The 16,795-nt window shown below is 71.2% G+C and carries 13 protein-coding genes; 7 read left to right on the forward strand and 6 right to left on the reverse strand.

The features are described from left to right. Positions 1-38 precede the first annotated feature (38 nt). Together ACWC0C_RS32530 and ACWC0C_RS32535 are read right to left on the reverse strand one after the other, a co-directional pair. Positions 39-3,341, reverse strand: a complete 3,303-nt coding sequence (locus ACWC0C_RS32530) for a S8 family serine peptidase (protein ID WP_450867672.1) — start codon at positions 3,339-3,341, stop codon at positions 39-41. 114 nt (positions 3,342-3,455) lie between these two features. Continuing rightward, positions 3,456-3,998 carry a CGNR zinc finger domain-containing protein gene (locus ACWC0C_RS32535; RefSeq protein WP_449195163.1) on the reverse strand — a complete coding sequence of 181 codons (543 nt, stop codon included), beginning with the start codon at positions 3,996-3,998 and terminating at the stop codon, positions 3,456-3,458. 117 nt (positions 3,999-4,115) lie between these two features. Between ACWC0C_RS32535 and ACWC0C_RS32540 the strand changes: the two genes are divergently transcribed. The 6 genes from ACWC0C_RS32540 to ACWC0C_RS32565 all read left to right on the forward strand — a co-directional run bounded on the left by ACWC0C_RS32540 (position 4,116) and on the right by ACWC0C_RS32565 (position 10,556). Beyond that, on the forward strand, positions 4,116-4,562 hold the full coding sequence (locus ACWC0C_RS32540; protein ID WP_450867674.1) for a VOC family protein: 447 nt from the start codon (positions 4,116-4,118) through the stop codon (positions 4,560-4,562). A 2-nt stretch (positions 4,563-4,564) separates the two neighbouring features. Beyond that, positions 4,565-5,542, forward strand: coding sequence for a pyridoxamine 5'-phosphate oxidase family protein (locus ACWC0C_RS32545; RefSeq protein WP_450867676.1), 978 nt, complete (start codon positions 4,565-4,567; stop codon positions 5,540-5,542). Between the two features lie 9 nt (positions 5,543-5,551). Next, the gene (locus ACWC0C_RS32550) at positions 5,552-6,031 is read left to right on the forward strand and encodes an NUDIX hydrolase (RefSeq protein WP_449195160.1); all 480 of its coding nucleotides are present in this window, start codon (positions 5,552-5,554) and stop codon (positions 6,029-6,031) included. A 200-nt stretch (positions 6,032-6,231) separates the two neighbouring features. Further along, positions 6,232-7,986, forward strand: a complete 1,755-nt coding sequence (locus tag ACWC0C_RS32555; protein WP_450867678.1) for a TIGR03767 family metallophosphoesterase — start codon at positions 6,232-6,234, stop codon at positions 7,984-7,986. Positions 7,987-8,080: 94 nt separating this feature from the next. Next, positions 8,081-9,211 (forward strand): serine hydrolase domain-containing protein, encoded by a 1,131-nt coding sequence (locus ACWC0C_RS32560; protein ID WP_450867680.1) that lies wholly within the window; start codon positions 8,081-8,083, stop codon positions 9,209-9,211. 151 nt (positions 9,212-9,362) lie between these two features. Then, the gene (locus tag ACWC0C_RS32565) at positions 9,363-10,556 is read left to right on the forward strand and encodes a glycosyltransferase (protein WP_450867762.1); all 1,194 of its coding nucleotides are present in this window, start codon (positions 9,363-9,365) and stop codon (positions 10,554-10,556) included. A 15-nt stretch (positions 10,557-10,571) separates the two neighbouring features. On the opposite strand, the gene ACWC0C_RS32570 is transcribed toward ACWC0C_RS32565, so the two are convergent. From ACWC0C_RS32570 to pepN, 3 genes are all read right to left on the reverse strand, one after another. After that, positions 10,572-11,378, reverse strand: coding sequence for an SGNH/GDSL hydrolase family protein (locus tag ACWC0C_RS32570; protein WP_450867682.1), 807 nt, complete (start codon positions 11,376-11,378; stop codon positions 10,572-10,574). 162 nt (positions 11,379-11,540) lie between these two features. Next, positions 11,541-12,578: a hypothetical protein gene (locus ACWC0C_RS32575; protein ID WP_450867683.1), complete on the reverse strand. Its 1,038-nt coding sequence runs from the start codon at positions 12,576-12,578 to the stop codon at positions 11,541-11,543. A 238-nt stretch (positions 12,579-12,816) separates the two neighbouring features. Then, positions 12,817-15,396: an aminopeptidase N gene (pepN, locus tag ACWC0C_RS32580; protein ID WP_450867685.1), complete on the reverse strand. Its 2,580-nt coding sequence runs from the start codon at positions 15,394-15,396 to the stop codon at positions 12,817-12,819. Between the two features lie 140 nt (positions 15,397-15,536). On the opposite strand from pepN, the gene ACWC0C_RS32585 reads away from it, so the two are divergent. Beyond that, entirely contained in the window at positions 15,537-16,187 is a 651-nt protein-coding gene (locus tag ACWC0C_RS32585) for a mycothiol-dependent nitroreductase Rv2466c family protein (RefSeq protein ID WP_449195154.1), read from the forward strand. A gap of 52 nt (positions 16,188-16,239) precedes the next feature. Here the strand turns inward: ACWC0C_RS32585 and ACWC0C_RS32590 are convergent, their stop codons facing one another. After that, a complete protein-coding gene (locus tag ACWC0C_RS32590; protein WP_450867687.1) occupies positions 16,240-16,683 on the reverse strand; it encodes a DUF3887 domain-containing protein in 444 nt (147 codons plus the stop codon). Between the last annotated feature and the right edge of the window lie 112 nt (positions 16,684-16,795).

Below are 16,795 nucleotides of genomic sequence, written 5' to 3' on the forward strand. Positions count from 1 at the left end.
CCGGTACGGACACCCGCCCCTCCCGAGGCGTCACCCCGTTACGGCGTGACCTTCTCGATCTTCACGCTGCCGATGCCCGCGACCGTACCGTGCGCGTTCACCAACTGGACCTGCCCGAAGAACTCACGGCCCGCCGGAGCCACCGCCGCGGCCGTGACCTGCCCGGTGACGGTGGCCGAGTCGCCCGTGCCGAGCGCGACCGGCGCCTGGTCGTCGACCGTGACGGTGCCGAGCGTGGGGGAGAAGAACACGTCCCGGTAGTCGTAGTCGGTCGAGCCGGACGGGACCGAGTACCCCACGACCTTGATGGTGTACGTCCCGGCGGCCGGGGACGGGATGGAGACGGCCTCCTCCGAGTCGCCGTCCGCGGACTGCGCGACCTGCTTGCCGCTCGCGTCGTACACGGTCAGGTCGAGGTCGGCCGCCGTGTCCGAGACGCCCCCGATGGCGACGTCCAGCGACTTGGCGCCGGCCGGGACGTCCACCGTGGTGGTCTGCGTCTCGCCCTCCTTGATGGACGGGCGGGCGGTCTTCGCCGAGCCGAGCGGGCCGCCGACCAGCTTGCCGTCCAGGGCCGCGTACGTGTTGGTCACCTTCCAGGAGACGCCGGCCGGGGTGCCGGCCTTGGCCTCGGGCACGGTCACGGTCTCCGGGTCGAAGGCCGCGCCGAGGACGGAGACGTCCAGCGTGTACGGGTTGTCCAGCAGCGGGGAGGTACGCCGGGACTCGACCTCCACCTCCCAGACACCGGGCTGCGGGTCGGCGTAGGAGCGCACGTCGGGCTTGCAGCCGTTGCCGTCGAGGTAGTTGGGGTAGCAGTACGGGGTGCCGGTGTTGTCGACCGGAGTGCCGTACGGGTGGATCGCGATGAACCGGGTCTGGCTCTTGTCCGCGAGCCCGCTCATCGCGACCTCGAGCGACTTCGCGCCCTCGGGCACGGTCAGGAAGTACGACCGCGTGCTGTTGCGCTGCACCGAACCCGTCGCCGAGAAGGTGTGGTGCACGGGGGCCGAGACCACGACCGTGGTCAGGATCTGCTTGTCGATCCCCTCCGTCCTCGGGTCGTCGACCTCCAGGATCGCGCTCTTGACGCCCGCCGAGGCCGGGGCCGCCTGGACCTTCACCGTCACCGGCTGGTTCAGCGGCAGCCTCACCACGTCTTCGCCGACGATCCGGAAGGTGCGCCCGGCGTTGTTCTCGAAGTGCAGCTCGTGCCACACCGCCCTGTCCGGGCCGGAGGTGCGGGTGACGGTGATGTCGTACGTCTTCTTCTCGCCCGCCTTCAGGCCGCCCTCGCGGTCGTACAGGCCGGTCCCGAAGCCGGGGGTCTTCAGGGACTGGTCGAGCGCGGTGTCGACCGGGGCCTTGACGGTGTAGTCGTGGGCGTCGGCGTCGTCGCGGATCGCGTCCCACGCGTCCACGATGTCGATCAGGCCCGCGCCCTCCTCGTACGCCTGAACCCCCTTGATGTGGTCGGCCGTCGACGTGAGCGCGGTGCGCAGCTTCGCGGGCGTCAGCTCGATGCCCTTCTGCCGGGCGGCGCTCAGCAGCAGCGCCGACGCTCCCGCCGCCTGCGGGGAGGCCATCGAGGTGCCCTGGAGCATGGAGTAGCCGGCCGGCAGCGAGTAGCCCGCCTCGGGGACCGGGGAGCCGGGCAGCCAGGTCTGGGTGGTGTTGATCGCGGCGCCGGGCGCCACCAGGGTCGGTGTGAAGCCGCCGTCCTCACGCGGGCCGCGCGAGGAGAACGGCATCATCGCGTACGGCTTCTCCACGGCCGAGCCGTAGTTCGAGGCCCAGGTCTCCTTGGAGATGGCCGCGCCGACCGAGATCACCTTGTCCGCGAGACCGGGGTCGCCGATGGTGTTGGCGCCGGGGCCGGAGTTGCCCGCGGAGATCACCAGCTGGACGCCGTAGGTGTCGATGAGCCGGGTGTACAGCTCGGCGCGCGCGTTGTTGCCGTCGTTCAGCGCGGGCAGGCCGCCGATCGACATGTTGACGATGTCGACGCCCCGGTTGGTGACCAGGTCGATCATGCCCTCGGTGAGGGCGACATTGGTGCAGCCGCCGCTCCAGGTGCAGGCGCGGGACGACACGATCTTCGCGCCCGGGGCCGCGCCGCTCATCTTCCCGCCGAACAGGCCGTTCGCGGCCGTGATGCCCGCGACATGCGTCCCGTGCTCGGACTCGATGACACCGATGTTGACGAAGTCCGCCTTCTTGCCGACCCAGGTCCCGCCGTAGGGGTCCATCGGCACGTCCTTGCGGATCTGCACGACGAACGGCACCCGCTCGACGACGTCGGTCTTCGGGTCGTCGGTGCCGAAGTAGCCGACCTGGTAGCCGTCCTTGTACGGCTTCATCGGGGTGTCGTCGGTGAAGTCGTGGTCGTTGTTCAGGTCGAGCGTGACCGTCCCGGCCGCCGGGTCGTAGAGCACGCCCCAGCTGTCGGTGGTGTCGCCGTCGCGGTCGAGGTCGCCCTTCTCGTCGCCGCCCGTGGTGGCGGACTCCTTGAAGGTGCTGATCTCGAACGAGCCGGAAGGTGCCGTCCAGGTCGCGCCGCCGTAGGAGAAGCTGGGCCCCGAGACCGCGGTGACCATCGGGCGCCAGGTCGCGTCGCCGTCCACGATCGGGTCGGTCGAGGTCACCCAGTCGACGATCTTCCGCTCGCCGGTGGTGGTCTTCTGCAGCGCCGGGTGGCCGAGGTCGACGCCGGAGTCGAGGATGCCGATGGTGATGCCGCGCCCGTCCCACTTCGGGTGGTCCTTGACGAAATCGACCGCGCCGGTCTCGAAGGACGGGTTGTACGGGTTTTCCGCCGAGGTGTTCCTGCCCGGCCCGGAGTAAGCGGCCGTGCCCGCCGCGGAATTGCCGGCGGACGTGGCGCCGCCGCCCGGAGCCGGGTCGTCGAGCGGGATCTCCTGCTTGAGGTCGATCGCGTGCACCGAGGGGAGCTCGGCCGCGGCCTTGATGGCGGCGTCGGCCCTGGCCGTCGGCACGGTGGCGCGGACATAGCCGAGCTTGTCGTAGGTACGGCCCACCGAGCCGCCCTTGACCGCGTCCAGTTCCTCGGCGACCTGCTCGGTCTGTCCCGGGGCCGTCGCGATCATCATGGTGACGTTCTTGTCGCCGTCGGCCTGGGCCTCGGCGAGCAGGTCGGCGTCGTCCGAACCGAGCTTGTCGTGGGCGGACTTGACGCCGGTGCCGGTCGGCGGGGTGTCCGCGGCGAGGGCCAGGGGTATCGGCCCGGCCGCGGAGAGCGCGGCCACCACGCCCACGGCCACGGCTATGCGGGCCAGGCGTCTTGGACCGGGCAGGGGAGTGCGCTCGGATATATGGGTCATCGGCATCCCTCAGGTAAAGGAGCGAGCGAGAGCGCTCAGCTTTACCCAAGGGGTCGGATTTTTGGGACCGTTGACCGAATCGATATGGAGGTATGGGGAAAACCCGCTATGGGGTTAGCTCTCCTTCGAGCGCGCGTAATGCCGGGACGCCTTCGCGCGGTTGCCGCAGGCGGCCATCGAGCACCAGCGGCGGGTGCCGTTCCGGGACGTGTCGAAGAAGTGCAGGATGCAGCTGCCGCCGGCGCAGGTGCGGATCCGCTCCGGGCCCCGGGCGAGCAGGTCCAGGTAGTCGCGGGCGGCGAGCCAGGCCGGCCCCCAGGACGGATCGGCGAACTCCGGCTCCTCGGCGGGGCCGTCCGCGGTCAGCCGGGCCCGGATCCGGCCGTGCGCCAGGACGGCGTCCACGAGCGGTGCCGCCTCCCGCGGCGCCCCGTGCACCGCGGCCGCGATCGCCTCGCGGGCCTCGCGCACATGGCGCAGCACCGCCGCGTCGGCCGGATGGGCGCCGGCCAGCCCGTTGCTCGCGAGCCACACCGCCAGTCCTTCGGTGTCCCGGAGCAGGTCCTGGGTGACGCCTTCCCGGTTCCACCGGGTGTTGAGCAGGTCGAGCGCGAGGGGCTCGCCGGTGAGCGGGCGGGGATCGCGGGCGGTGGACATCGGGCACTCCTCTTCTTCTAACCGCTCAATTGTATGTAACCGGTTGACCGACTCCCCCCTAACCTCTTAATCTCATGATGAAGGTTAGACAGCTCAGACAGTTCGAAGGGGAACCCCATGGCTCCGCGCATCGCGCACGCAGGCCTGAACGTCACCGACCTCGACCGCTCCCTCGTCCTCTACCGCGACCTCCTCGGCTTCGCCGTGCTCGCCGAGGGCAAGGAGGACGACCAGCGCTGGGCGATGCTGGGGGAGACCGGCGGCGCCCCGCTCGTCACCCTCTGGCAGCAGGCGCAGGGGGCGTACGACAGCACCCGGCCCGGACTGCACCACCTCGCCTTCACGGTCGACTCGATCGACCGCGTCCGCGACTACGAGACCGCGCTGCGGGCCGCCGGAGTGGAGTTCGCCTACGACGGCGTGGTCGCCCACCGCGAGGGCGGGACCTCGGGCGGGATCTTCTTCCACGACCCCGACGGCATCCGCCTGGAGATCGCCGCCCCCCTCGGCCCCGACGGCGCCCCGGCCCCCCACACGGGCGCCCCGACCTGCGGCTTCTTCTAATCATGGCCACCTATCACGAGGGCTCCCTGGCCGTACAGGAGCTCATGGGCGTCCGCGATCGCGCCGCCCACGTGGGCCGCTCCCTGGGCCAGGACATCAAGCCGATCGCGGCGGCCTTCCTGGAACTCCAGCCGCAGCTGGTGGTGGGCGCGGCGGACCCGGGGACGGGGAGGGTGTGGGCCTCGGCGCTCACGGGCACACCGGGCTTCGTCCGGGCCACGGGGCCGAGGCAGATGTCGGTCGTCACGGGTGCCGGGCATGGGTCTGGCGGGCGGCTGAGCGGCCGACCTGAAGGGGCGCGGGGAACCGCGCGAGCAACCACGGACAACCCGCACCCGAACGACGACCCGACCGACCCGCTCACCACGGCCCTCGAAACCCCCGGCACCCGCATAGGCACCATCGCCCTGGACCCCCGCACCCGGCGCCGCATGCGCCTCAACGGCCGGCTGCGGCCGACACCAAGGGGCTTCGCCGTGGAAGCGGACCAGGTCTTCTCCAACTGCCCCAAATACATCCAGCGCAGGGAGTCGTACGAGACACTCGGCAACCGCACCCCGGGCAACCCCCGTACGCTGACCGAACTCGACGCTCAGACAACGGAGTTCATCCGGGCGGCCGACACCTTCTTCGTGGCCACGGTCCACCCCAGTGGAACCGACGTCAGCCACCGCGGCGGCAACCCCGGCTTCGTCCAGGTCACGGCGCCACACGAACTGACCTGGCCGGACTACCCCGGCAACGCCATGTTCCTCACCCTCGGCAATCTCCGTACCGACCCCCGCGCGGGAGTGCTGTTCCTCGACTGGACCACCGGCACCACCCTGCAGCTCACCGGCGAGGCGCACACCGCGTTCACCGCCGCGGGCACACGCAGCGTCCGCTTCACCCTCGCCGAGGCCCGGTGGACCCCGGCCGCCCTGCCGCTGCGCTGGTCCGCCCCCGAATATTCACCGGCCAACCCGGACGTGCCGGGCTAACGTCCGGGGATGCGACGGAACTTGAGGGTGGCGGCCTACGCCGTGTGCGTCCGCGACGGACGGATCCTGCTCGCTCGTTCACCCGGCCCCGGCGGAACTCCCGAATGGGTGCTGCCGGGCGGCGGCATGGAGCACGGCGAGGACCCGTACGACACCGTCCGCCGCGAGGTCGCCGAGGAGACCGGCTACCGCATCGCGGTGACCGGTCTCCTCGGCGTGGACTCGCGCCGGTTTCGGCTGGGCCGTCACCGCCGTACCGACCACCACGCCCTGCGGATCGTCTACGAAGGCGAGGTCGTCGACGGAGAACTCCGCTACGAGGTCGGCGGCTCCACCGATTTCGCCGCATGGCAGCAGCTTTCGGCCGTACCGGACCTGAACCGGATACCCCTGGTCGACATCGCGCTGCGCCTTTGGCGGGAACGCCCCGCGAACGGCCGTCTCACCGCCGAGGCCCCTCCCCTACCCCGGGAGATGAACGAGGAGTAACCACCCCTCGGCCGCCCGAGAACCACTCCATGACCGCGTCCCCTACCCCGTGATCCACGTACGGTGATCGGCGCTGCGCGTTGCCGCCGTGTTCACGCGCAGGTCATCCCCGGTGCCAACCATCCAGAGCGAGCGGGGCGTTCGCGCGAGCGACGACCCGCGACCACTGCCGACGCGTTCGCACTCGGGGAGATCGCGCCATGTCGCGCACACGCTCTGTCGCCACCTCCGCTCTGGGGGTCCACCGCCGTACCGTCCTCGCCGCCGCCGGAGCGGTCTCGCTCTCCGCGGGCGTCGGCTATGCCCTGCGCCCCACCGACAGCGAGGCCGCGACCACCACGGGCGCGGCGCCGGTCGCCCACTCCGGGCAGGCCGCCGCGGCGACCCCGCTCGCCCCCTACACCAAGGGCACCACGCTCGCCTCCGTCGCCGCACCCCGGACCAGCTCCGGCTACCGCCGGCTCGGCGACGGGCCCGGCTGGTCGCGCGTGGTGCGCGGCGAGCTGGCCACGCCCAAGTCCGGCCGCGCGAGCCGCCGTCGAGCCCTCGCCGCGTTCGTGCAGTTCACCGACCTGCACCTGATGGACGTCCAGCACCCGCTGCGCTGGGAGTTCCTGCGCGCGGCCGACCCGCACACCTGGCGGCCGCAGGAGGCGCTCACCGTGCCCGGTGCGATCGCGCTCGTCGAGCGGGTCAACGCCCTCAAGGGTGCCCCCGTCACCGGAGCCCCGCTGCACTTCGTCATGACCACCGGCGACAACACCGACAACAACGCCCACTCCGAGCTGGAGTGGTTCATGAAGGTGATGAGCGGCGGCCGGATCAGCCCCAACTCCGGTGACCCGGGGCACTACGAGGGTGTGCAGAACAGCGGTCTGAAGCTGTTCTGGCAGCCCGACGCCAGCCTCCGCGACAACGACAAGGCGCTCGGCTTCCCGCAGCTGAAGGGCTTCCTGGCCGCCGCGATCCGCGAGGTGCGCAGCCCCGGCCTCAACCTGCCCTGGTACTCCACGGTCGGCAACCACGACGCCCTTGCGCTTGGCGCCTACGGCTCCCACGGCGACCCCTATCTCGCCGAGGCGGCCATCGGCGGCAAGAAGCTGATGCAGGTCCCGGCCGCCGACGCGAGGAAACTCCTGACCTCCATCAACAACGGCACCGACCCCAAGGGCGCCGGCTACCGGGACTTCCTCAAGGCCCACGCCCGCTCGATGCGTTCGGTCACACCGGACGAGAGGCGCGCCCCCTACACCCCGGCCGACTACCTCAAGGCCCACCTCGACCCGGCCTACCAGGGCCGCGGCCCGGCCGGCCACGGCTACTCCTCGGCGAACCTCGACGCGGGCACCCAGTACTACGCCTTCCGCATCTCCGGCGACGTCATCGGCATCAGCCTCGACACCACCGACGCCGGCGGGCACTACGAGGGCTCCATCGGCACCGCCCAGCTGAACTGGCTGGACAGGACGCTGAAGGACAACAGGGACTCCTACGCCGTCGTCTTCAGTCACCACACCAGCCAGAGCATGGACAACACCCGCCCCGACCCGGCCCGCCCGGGCGAGAAGCGGCACGGCGGTGCCGAGGTGCTCTCCGTGCTGGGCGCGCACGCCAATGTGCTGGCCTGGGTGAACGGCCACGTCCACAAGAACGTCATCACCCCGCACAAGGCCTCCGGCGGCCGTTCCTTCTGGGAGATCTCCACCGCCTCGCACATCGACTTCCCCCACCTGGCCCGCATCATCGAGCTGGTGGACAACAAGGACGGCACGATCTCCCTGTTCACCACGCTGATCGAGTCCGCCGCCCCGCACCGCACCGACTTCGCCGACCTCTCCCAGACCGGCCTCGCCGCCCTCTACCGCGAGCTGGCCTACAACGCCCCCGGCGCCTCCAAGGCCCTCGCGGGCGGCGCGGCCGACCGGAACACCGAGCTCGTACTGAAAAAGGGCTGATATTCACCCAACTGGCCTATGGTGAGGCAACCTTCGCGCATCCGGCACAGGTTTCTTCTCCCGACCGCACCGAACACACAGGTTGGGGGAAGACATGCGCGTACGCACGACTCTGGTGGGCACCGCGGCCCTGCTCCTCGCGGGCACCCTGGCGGCCCCGGCCGTGGCCGCCTCCGGGCACGAGGGGCACGCCGCCACCCGCAAGGCCGTCGAGGCGGTGGTCGCGGCCGGTGCGCCCGGAGTGACCGCCACCGTCAAGGACGCCCACGGCACCTGGTCCATGACCGCCGGCGTGGGTGACATCCGCACGCGTGAGCCGCGCTCCACCGCCGACCGTTACCGCGTCGGCAGCATCACCAAGACCTTCGTCGCCACCGTCCTGCTCCAGCTGGAGGCGGAGGGCCGGCTGTCCCTGGACGACACCGTGGACAAGTGGCTGCCCGGTGTCGTTCAGGGTCATGGCCACGACGGCCGGCACATCACCGTCCGCCAGCTGCTGAACCACACCAGCGGCATCTACAACTACACCGATGACGAGGACTTCGGCCGCGCCTACTTCACCGCGGACGGCTTCTACCGGCACCGCTACGACACGCTCACGCCGCGCGAGCTGGTGGCGATCGCCATGAAGCACGCGCCGGACTTCGCGCCGGGCACGTCCTGGCGCTACTCCAACACCAACTTCGTGGTCGCCGGCATGGTGATCGAGAAGGTGACGGGACACCCGTACGCCGGCGAGATCACCCGGCGCGTCATCGCCCCCCTGCATTTGAGGGCCACGTCCCTGCCCGGTACGACGATCACCGTCCCGCACCCGAGCAGCAGGGCCTACTCGAAATTCACCGACCCGAAAGGCCCCACCTACGACGTCACGACCCTCAACCCCTCCATCGCCTCCTCCGCGGGCGAGATGATCTCGGACTCCGCCGACCTGGACCGCTTCTACGGCGCTCTGCTCGGCGGCCGGCTCCTTCCGCCGCGGCAGCTGAAGGAGATGAAGACCACGGTCGAGGTCAAGGACTCCCCCTCCCCGGGCGGCTACGGCCTCGGCCTCATGGAGACCTCGCTGAGCTGCGGTGTTCGAGTGTGGGGCCATGACGGCGGCATCCACGGTTCCGTGTCGACGGCGGTGACGACGGAGGACGGGCGGCACTCCCTGGCCTTCAATTCGAACGGGGACTGGGTCGACGGCGGACGCAAGATCGTAGAAGGGGAATTCTGTTAGACACCGTTTCATTCGCGTCGTTCCGTGTTAACCCGTACGCAATGTCCGTACCGCCTCATATCGGCTAACCCGCTCTGGACGGGGATGGCTCGATCTTCTCGATCATTTATGCAAGGCGGGTGGTCGTGTGCGCGCGATGCACGGACTGCGTGTGCTGTCGGTCTACGAGGGCTTCTTCTCCGGAGGGGCCCGGATCGTGCACAGCGACGTCGTACTGGGACTGGCCGAGGGCGGCCAGTCCCACCAGGTACTCAGCATCCATGGCGAGGTCCATCGCGAGGCCACCCGGCAGCGCATGGAGGACGACCACTGCTACCGGTCGCTGACCGCCGGCGGCGTCGGCGTCACCTCGCTCGGCCGCAGCGCGGGCCTGGTGGACGGGTCGCTCGCGGCGAACGTTTTCAGCGGGCCCGAGCTGGCCGAAACCGCCAGGGCGATGGCCGGGGCGGATGTGATCCTCTCCCTGAAGGAGCAGCCGCTGGCCCTGCTGAACCAGGCCGGCCTGCCCCGCCGCCCGGTCGTGGTCGGCCTGCACCGCTCCGACCCGGAGAACCAGGGCCCCGCGCTGGAGGAGCTGAAGGCCGCCATCGCCGACGGCACGGTGGCCGCGTGCGTGTGCTGCGCCGAGTCCACCCGGGCCGCCTACGAGGCCGCCGGCATCCCGTCCCGGCTGCTGCACGTCATCCCCAACGGTGTCGACCTGCTCCGCTTCCGCCCGGACGCGGCCGCGCGGCTCGCCTTCCGCGCCTCGCTCGGCATCCCCGACCGTGCGCCCGTGGTCGTCTTCGCGGCCCGGTACGCCGCGATGAAGAACGTCCCCCTACTGCTCCGCGCGGCCCGAGCCTGGCTCGCCCGCGAGCCCGAGGGGCACGTCCTGATGTGCGGCGCGGGCATGAACGACGCCAACCCGGCCCTGTGGGCCGACACCGAGATCGCGTTCGGCGCGGACCGGCACCTCGCGGAAAGGATTCACCTCCTCGGGGTGCGCCGCGACATGGAGAGCGTCTACGCCGGCGCCGACGTCGTCGCCCTGACCTCCGCCTCGGGCGAGGCGGCGCCGCTGTGCCTGATCGAGGGCATGATGTGCGGCGCCGTCCCCGTGACGACGGACGTGGGCGACAGCGCGGAGATCGTACGGGGCCACGGTTTCGTGACCCCGCAGGACCCGGAGACCATCGCCCTGGCCTGGACAGCGGCGGTCGCCGCCCGCGCCGACATCGCCCCGGCACTGGCGGCCAGCCGTGAACGCTTCAGCCGTACACGCATGATCGCGGCGTACGCCGCGCTGCTGGACGGCGTCCACCTGGAGGCCTCGCGCCTGCCGACGCTGCCCGAGCCGCGGTAGCCGGGCCGGCCCCGCTCAGGTGGCCCGGTCCAGGGCCGGAAGGTAGCCGAGCGACTGTCCCGGCGCCGTCGGGTGGTACGACTCGGTGGGGGCCGGCACGTCGACGCCGCGCATCCAGGGGGCCCGGGAGCAGATCTCGTGGCCGGCGAAGGCGGCCCTGACATCGGCGAAGACGAAGCCGTGGGCGGCGGCGCGCCGGGCGATCACCGTGTCGAGGTGGTCCACGCCGTCGTTGATGGCGGCGCGTGCCCGGTCCTGGAGGCCGACCTCGCAGGTGCCCTTGAGGTGGTACAGGTGCGGATAGCCGAGCACCACGACACGGGCGGCGGGTGCCCGGTCCCTGATGGCCGAGTAGAGCCGGTCGAGGCTGTCCCCGAGGGACCTGTCCACCGTGGCGCGGGCGGCGGCGACGGCTGACAGGCAGCGGCTGGTGCCGCCCAGCGCGCAGGTCGTCATGACGCCGACGAAGCCCGCGTCGCCGCCGCCGACGGTGAGGGTGACCAGCCTGGTGCCCGCGCCGAGCGCACCGAGCTGGCCGGACAGGACGTCGCTCGTCCGGGCGTGGTTGCACGCGGCGAAGGCGAAGGCCGCCACCTTGTGCGCCGAGGCCCACAGGATCGGGTACGCCCGGCCGCTGCGCTTGCAGTTCGTGCCCGTGGGGAGGTAGTCGCCGGCACCGAGCCCGGCGGAGTAGGAGTCACCGAGGGCCACATAGCCCACGGGTGCCGTCCGGGGCGCCGCCTGTGCCGTGCCGGGGGCGGCGACGAGGCAGGCCGTGGCCACGAGGGCCGCCGAACGCGCGGCTGTCCGGGTATGTCGCATACCTCTCATCTTTCGCGGCCCGGACGGCACCGCCCGCGAGACTCGTCCGTTCGGGTGAACGGCCCGGCACACGAGGAGGGGCCACCGGGATCGGCCCCGGTGGCCCCTCCTCTCCCCTCCTGAGGGCTCGGTGCGGCCCTCCTGATGCCTCCCGGTCCGTCACTACCGGGGAAGCACCACGACGTACGCGGCCGGGTCGCGGTCGGCGGACGCCATCAGGGCCGTACGCACCACCGCCGCCTGCTGTTCCATGCCGACCCGGAGCTTCTTCGGGGTGATGTACACGACCGTGATCCCGAGGCGTTCCAGGTGCTCGCGCTTGCGGGCGTACTCCGACCACAGCGCGTCCTCGTCCTGGCGCGGGGCCCTGGTGTCCAGCTCCACCGCCACCGCCTGGTCGGGCCAGTACGCGTCCAGGCCGCCCAGGTGCGGGCCGCCGGGCAGGCGCAGGTCGACGTTCCAGACCGGGTCGGGCAGCCCGTACTCGCTGACCATCCGGTACAGGCGGTCCTCGGCGATCGAGCGGCCCTCCGCCACGAGTGCGTCCACCGCGTCCACCACGTGCGGGCGGTTCAGCAGCTTGGCGTGGGTCAACTCCCGGACGATCGAGGCCGGTTCGCAGTGGCCGCCGCGCACCGCCTCGGTCAGCAGCCGCCGTACCGTCGCCGCGTCCTCCAGCTCCGCCACCGCGTCCGCCAGCGCCCGCGGCACCGGCGCCAGCGGCAGGCCCGACACCGCGTTCGGCGTGGGCAGGGCGGGTGTGCGCAGCACGCGGACATAGCCCGAGGTGCGCAGCCGGCGCAGCCGCGGGACCAGGACGTCGACGCGGTCCAGGGAGACCAGCGGCGGGGTGGCGGAGAAGCCGTAGAGGGTGAGGGCGGCGAGGCCCGTGATCATCGCCTCCGCGTAGACCGGGCGGTGCGGGTCCTCCGCCGTCGGCTGGGCCGGGACGCCCGGCGCGGACTCGCGGGCCGCGTACAGCAGGGCCCCGTGCAGGCGCTCCTCGCTCGTCGGCGGACCGGGGTGCAGCAGCACCACGTTCGGCAGCAGCAGCTGCCAGGGGCCGCCGGGGCGGCACTGCTCGGTCAGCTCGGCCGTCGTCACACCGTGCGAGCGGAGCTGAGCCGCCGTCAGGACCCGGCGGTGGACCTCGGAGAGGTGGCGGAGGGGGCGGGGGGAGAGCGGGGTGTTGTGGGTCATGGCGACGGGATTCCCACACCAGGTCCCACCCTTAACCGCTGTTACACGCCCGTCGAAAAATGCGGACAAGAGGGGACTAAAGGTCAGGTGTTCGGATGCCGAGTAGGGACGGGAAACCCCTGGTCCGATCGGGTGCGGACCAGGGGTTACGGTTCCGATTGACCGAATTCCGTAACGGTCACCGGCGGCCCAAGCTCAGGCCAAAGGTCGGCCGGATGTCAGCCGGTGCCGGCCACTGTCAGCCGGCGGTCGCCGTCGCGTCGCACTCCTGTGCGCGCAGCGCCCGCGCCAGGTCGTCCCGCGCCTCCAGCACCAGCCGGCGCAGCGCGGGCGCCGCGTCCTGGTGCGCCGCCAGCCACGCGTCCGTCGCCTCCAGGGTCTCCGGACGGTCCTGGAGCGCCGGGAACAGGCCCCGCACGACATCCATGCCGATCTGGATCGACCGCTCCCGCCACACCCGCTCGATCGCCGCGAAGTACTTCTGCGCGTACGGCGCGGTCAGCTCCCGCTGCGAAGGCCGGCCGAAGCCCGCGATCGTCGCCTCCACCAGCGCGTTCGACAGCGCATCGGACTCCACGACCTGCGCCCACGCCTGTGCCTTGACCGCCGCCGACGGGCGCGCCGCGAGGCACCGCACCTGGTGGCGCTTGCCCGACGCCGTGTCGTCGCGGGCCAGTTCGGCCGCGAGCGCCGACTCGTCCGCCGCCCCGTGCGCGGCCAGCGGCTCCAGGAACGCCCAGCGCAGCTCTTGGTCCACCTCCAGACCGTCGATCGAGGTCGTGCCGTCCAGCAGGTCCTGCAGCAGCCTCAGGTCCGGCTCGGCACTGGCCACGGTCGCGAAGAACCGCGCCCAGGCCAGCTGGTGCTCGCTGCCCGGCTCGGCCGCCCGCAGCTCCCGCAGCGCACCCTCGGCCAGCAGCCCGCCGCCACTTGCGCGCCACTCCGGCGCCGCGTAGTGCACCAGCGCCGAGTCCGCCCACGCGTGCAGCATCTGCAGCACACCGATGTCGGACTCGCGGCCCGCGAACCGCAGCACCAGATCGACGAAGTCCCGCGCCGGCAGCAGCGCGTCCCGCGTCATGTTCCACAGCGCCGACCAGCACAGGGCACGGGCCAGCGGGTCGGTCAGCAGGCCCAGGTGCGCCCGGAGCGTGTCCAGCGAGGTCTCGTCGAAGCGGATCTTGCAGTACGTCAGATCGTCGTCGTTGACCAGGACCAGCTCCGGCGCCTCGGCGCCCGCCAGCTCCGCGACGACCGTACGCGGCTCGTGCACGTCCGTCTCCACGCGCGCGTACCGCTCCAGCGCGCCCTCGGGCGTGCGCCGGTACAGGCCCACCGCGATCCGGTGCGGGCGCTCCTCGGGGTGCGACTCCGGTGCCTCCTGCACCACCGCCAGTTCGGCCACCCGGCCCTCGGCGTCCAGCAGCACCTGCGGCGTCAGCGAGTTCACCCCGGCCGTCTGCAGCCACGAACGCGCCCACGCCGACATGTCCCGGCCACTGGTCTCGCCCAGCACCGACAGCAGGTCGCCGAGGCGGGTGTTGCCGTACGCGTGGCGCTTGAAGTAGCGGCGGGCGCCCTCCAGGAACGCGTCCTGGCCGACGTACGCCACCAGCTGCTTGAGCACCGAGGCGCCCTTGGCGTACGTGATGCCGTCGAAGTTCAGCTTGGCGTCCTCCAGGTCACGGATGTCCGCCGTGATCGGATGCGTGGACGGCAGCTGGTCCGCCCGGTACGCCCACGCCTTGCGGCGGTTGGCGAACGTGATCCAGGCGTCCTTGAAGCGGGTCGCGCCGACGTTGGCGAAAGTGCCCATGAAGTCCGCGAAGGACTCCTTCAGCCACAGGTCGTCCCACCACTCCATGGTGACCAGGTCGCCGAACCACATGTGCGCCATCTCGTGCAGGATGACGTTGGCCCGGCCCTCGTACGACGCCTGCGTCACCTTGCCGCGGAAGATGAACTCCTCGCGGAAGGTCACCAGACCCGGGTTCTCCATCGCGCCCAGGTTGTACTCCGGCACGAACGCCTGGTCGTACTTCCCGAACGGGTACGGGTAGTCGAAGTGGTCGTGGAAGAAGTCCAGGCCCTGCTTGGTGACCAGGAAGACGTCGTCGGCGTCGAAGTGCGGGGCGAGACCCTTGCGGCACATCGCGCCGAGCGGGATCTCCAGCTTGGTGCCGTCCTCGAAGGTGCGGGTGTAGGAGTCCGTGACGCAGTGGTACGGCCCCGCCACCACACAGGTGATGTACGTCGAGATCGGCTTGGTCTCGGCGAACTGCCAGACGCCGTCGGCCAGTTCGCCCGCGCCGTTGCTCCACACCGTCCAGCCCTCCGGCGCCCGCACCTCGAAGCGGTACGGCGCCTTGAGGTCCGGCTGCTCGAAGTTCGCGAAGACGCGGCGGGAGTCGGCCGGCTCGTACTGGGTGTAGAGGTAGACCTCGCCGTCCTCGGGGTCGACGAAGCGGTGCAGGCCCTCGCCGGTGCGGGAGTAGGCGCACTGGGCGTCCACCACCAGCTCGTTCTCCGCGGCCAGGTCCTCCAGCGCGATCCGTGCGCCGTCGAAGACCTCGCCCGGGTCCAGGTCCCGGCCGTTCAGCGAGACGGCGGTCACCCGCGGCGCGATCAGATCGGCGAAGGTCGACGCGCCCGGCTCGTTGCAGCGGAAGCGGATCGTGGTCACCGAGCGGAAGGTGCGCGGCTCGCCCTCCCCGCCGCCGACGGCGGACCTGAGGTCCAGGGACACGTCGTACCCGTCGACGGACAGCAGGGCGGCCCGCTCCCGGGCCTCGTCGCGGGACAGATTCTCACCGGGCACGGACGGCACTCCCTTGTGATCGCGTGGATGAGGGCTGAACAGGACCGATCCTGCCATGCGCCCCTGACGGCGGGCAGCAGGGAATGCGGGTCGGGAGGACGTCGTTGAGGGTTGAAAAGAGTCTTTCGCTGAGGAGAGCCATGTCCGAGTCCGGCAAGACCCCCGTCGACTTCTGGTTCGACCCGCTGTGCCCCTGGGCCTGGATGACCTCCCGCTGGGTGCTGGAGGTCGAGAAGGTCCGTGACATCGAGATCCGGTGGCACATCATGAGCCTGGCCGTACTCAACGAGAACAAGCTGGACGAGCTGCCCGAGGAGTACCGGGAGATGCTCGCGACCAAGGCCTGGCAGCCGGTGCGCGTGGTCACCGCCGCCTGGCAGAAGCACGGCGACGACATCCTCGGCCCGCTCTACACCGCGCTCGGCACCCGCATCCACAACAACGGCGAGGGCCCCACCGTGGAGGCCATCGCGGGCGCCCTCGCGGACGTCGGCCTGCCCGCCGACCTCATCGACTACGCCGACCAGCAGGACTTCGAGTTCGACGCCGAGCTGCGCGCCTCCCACAAGGAGGGCATCGAGAAGGTCGGCCAGGACGTCGGCACCCCGGTCATCGCCCTGCCCGGCCCCGACGGCGAGCAGATCGCCTTCTTCGGCCCGGTCGTCACCCCCGCCCCGAAGGGCGAGGAGGCGGCCCGTCTGTGGGACGGCGCGGTGGCGGTCGCCTCGGTGCCGGGCTTCTACGAGATCAAGCGCACCCGCACCAAGGGGCCGGACTTCAGCAACCTGTAAGTCCAGGTCGGTGCACGGGCCCGGTGCCGCTCGGCGCCGGGCCCGTTCCCGCCTACGGTGACTTCGGGATCGGTACGCCCGGCTTGAGGAAGAACAGGCCGCTGACGGCCCCGGTCTTGTCGAAGCTCAGGCGGAACTCGCCGGGCCCGTGCTGCATGCGCAGGGGCACGCTGACCACGGTGAACCGGCCGGACTTGGTGTCCTTGGGCTTCCGGTGCGACTGATAGCGCCCGAACTGGGTCTGGTAGCTCTTCCACGCCTTTTCGAGCGCGTCCGGTGGCAGGCGCTTGTGCATGGTCGTGTCGAAGTGGGCGGTGGCGGCCTTGTAGTCGCCCTTGACGATGTCATCGAGCGTCTGCAGGGCGACCGTGTCGTCCTTGGGCGCGGCCAGTGCGGAACCGGTGGCCGGCAGCAGCGCGGACGCGGCCAGTGCGACCGAGGCCGCCGTCCGGACGAGTCGCCGCCTGCCGCGGCGTGCGATGTCTTGGTCGGACATATCTTCATCCTGCGCCTCTCGCCCGGCCCTCGCATGCCGGGGTCGCTGCTCTCGCTCAACCTGCCCTGCGGGTATGGGAAAACCCCGTGAGTCAGGTCCTCACGGGGTTTTC

The sequence above is a fragment of the Streptomyces sp. NPDC001709 genome (genome assembly GCF_053596375.1).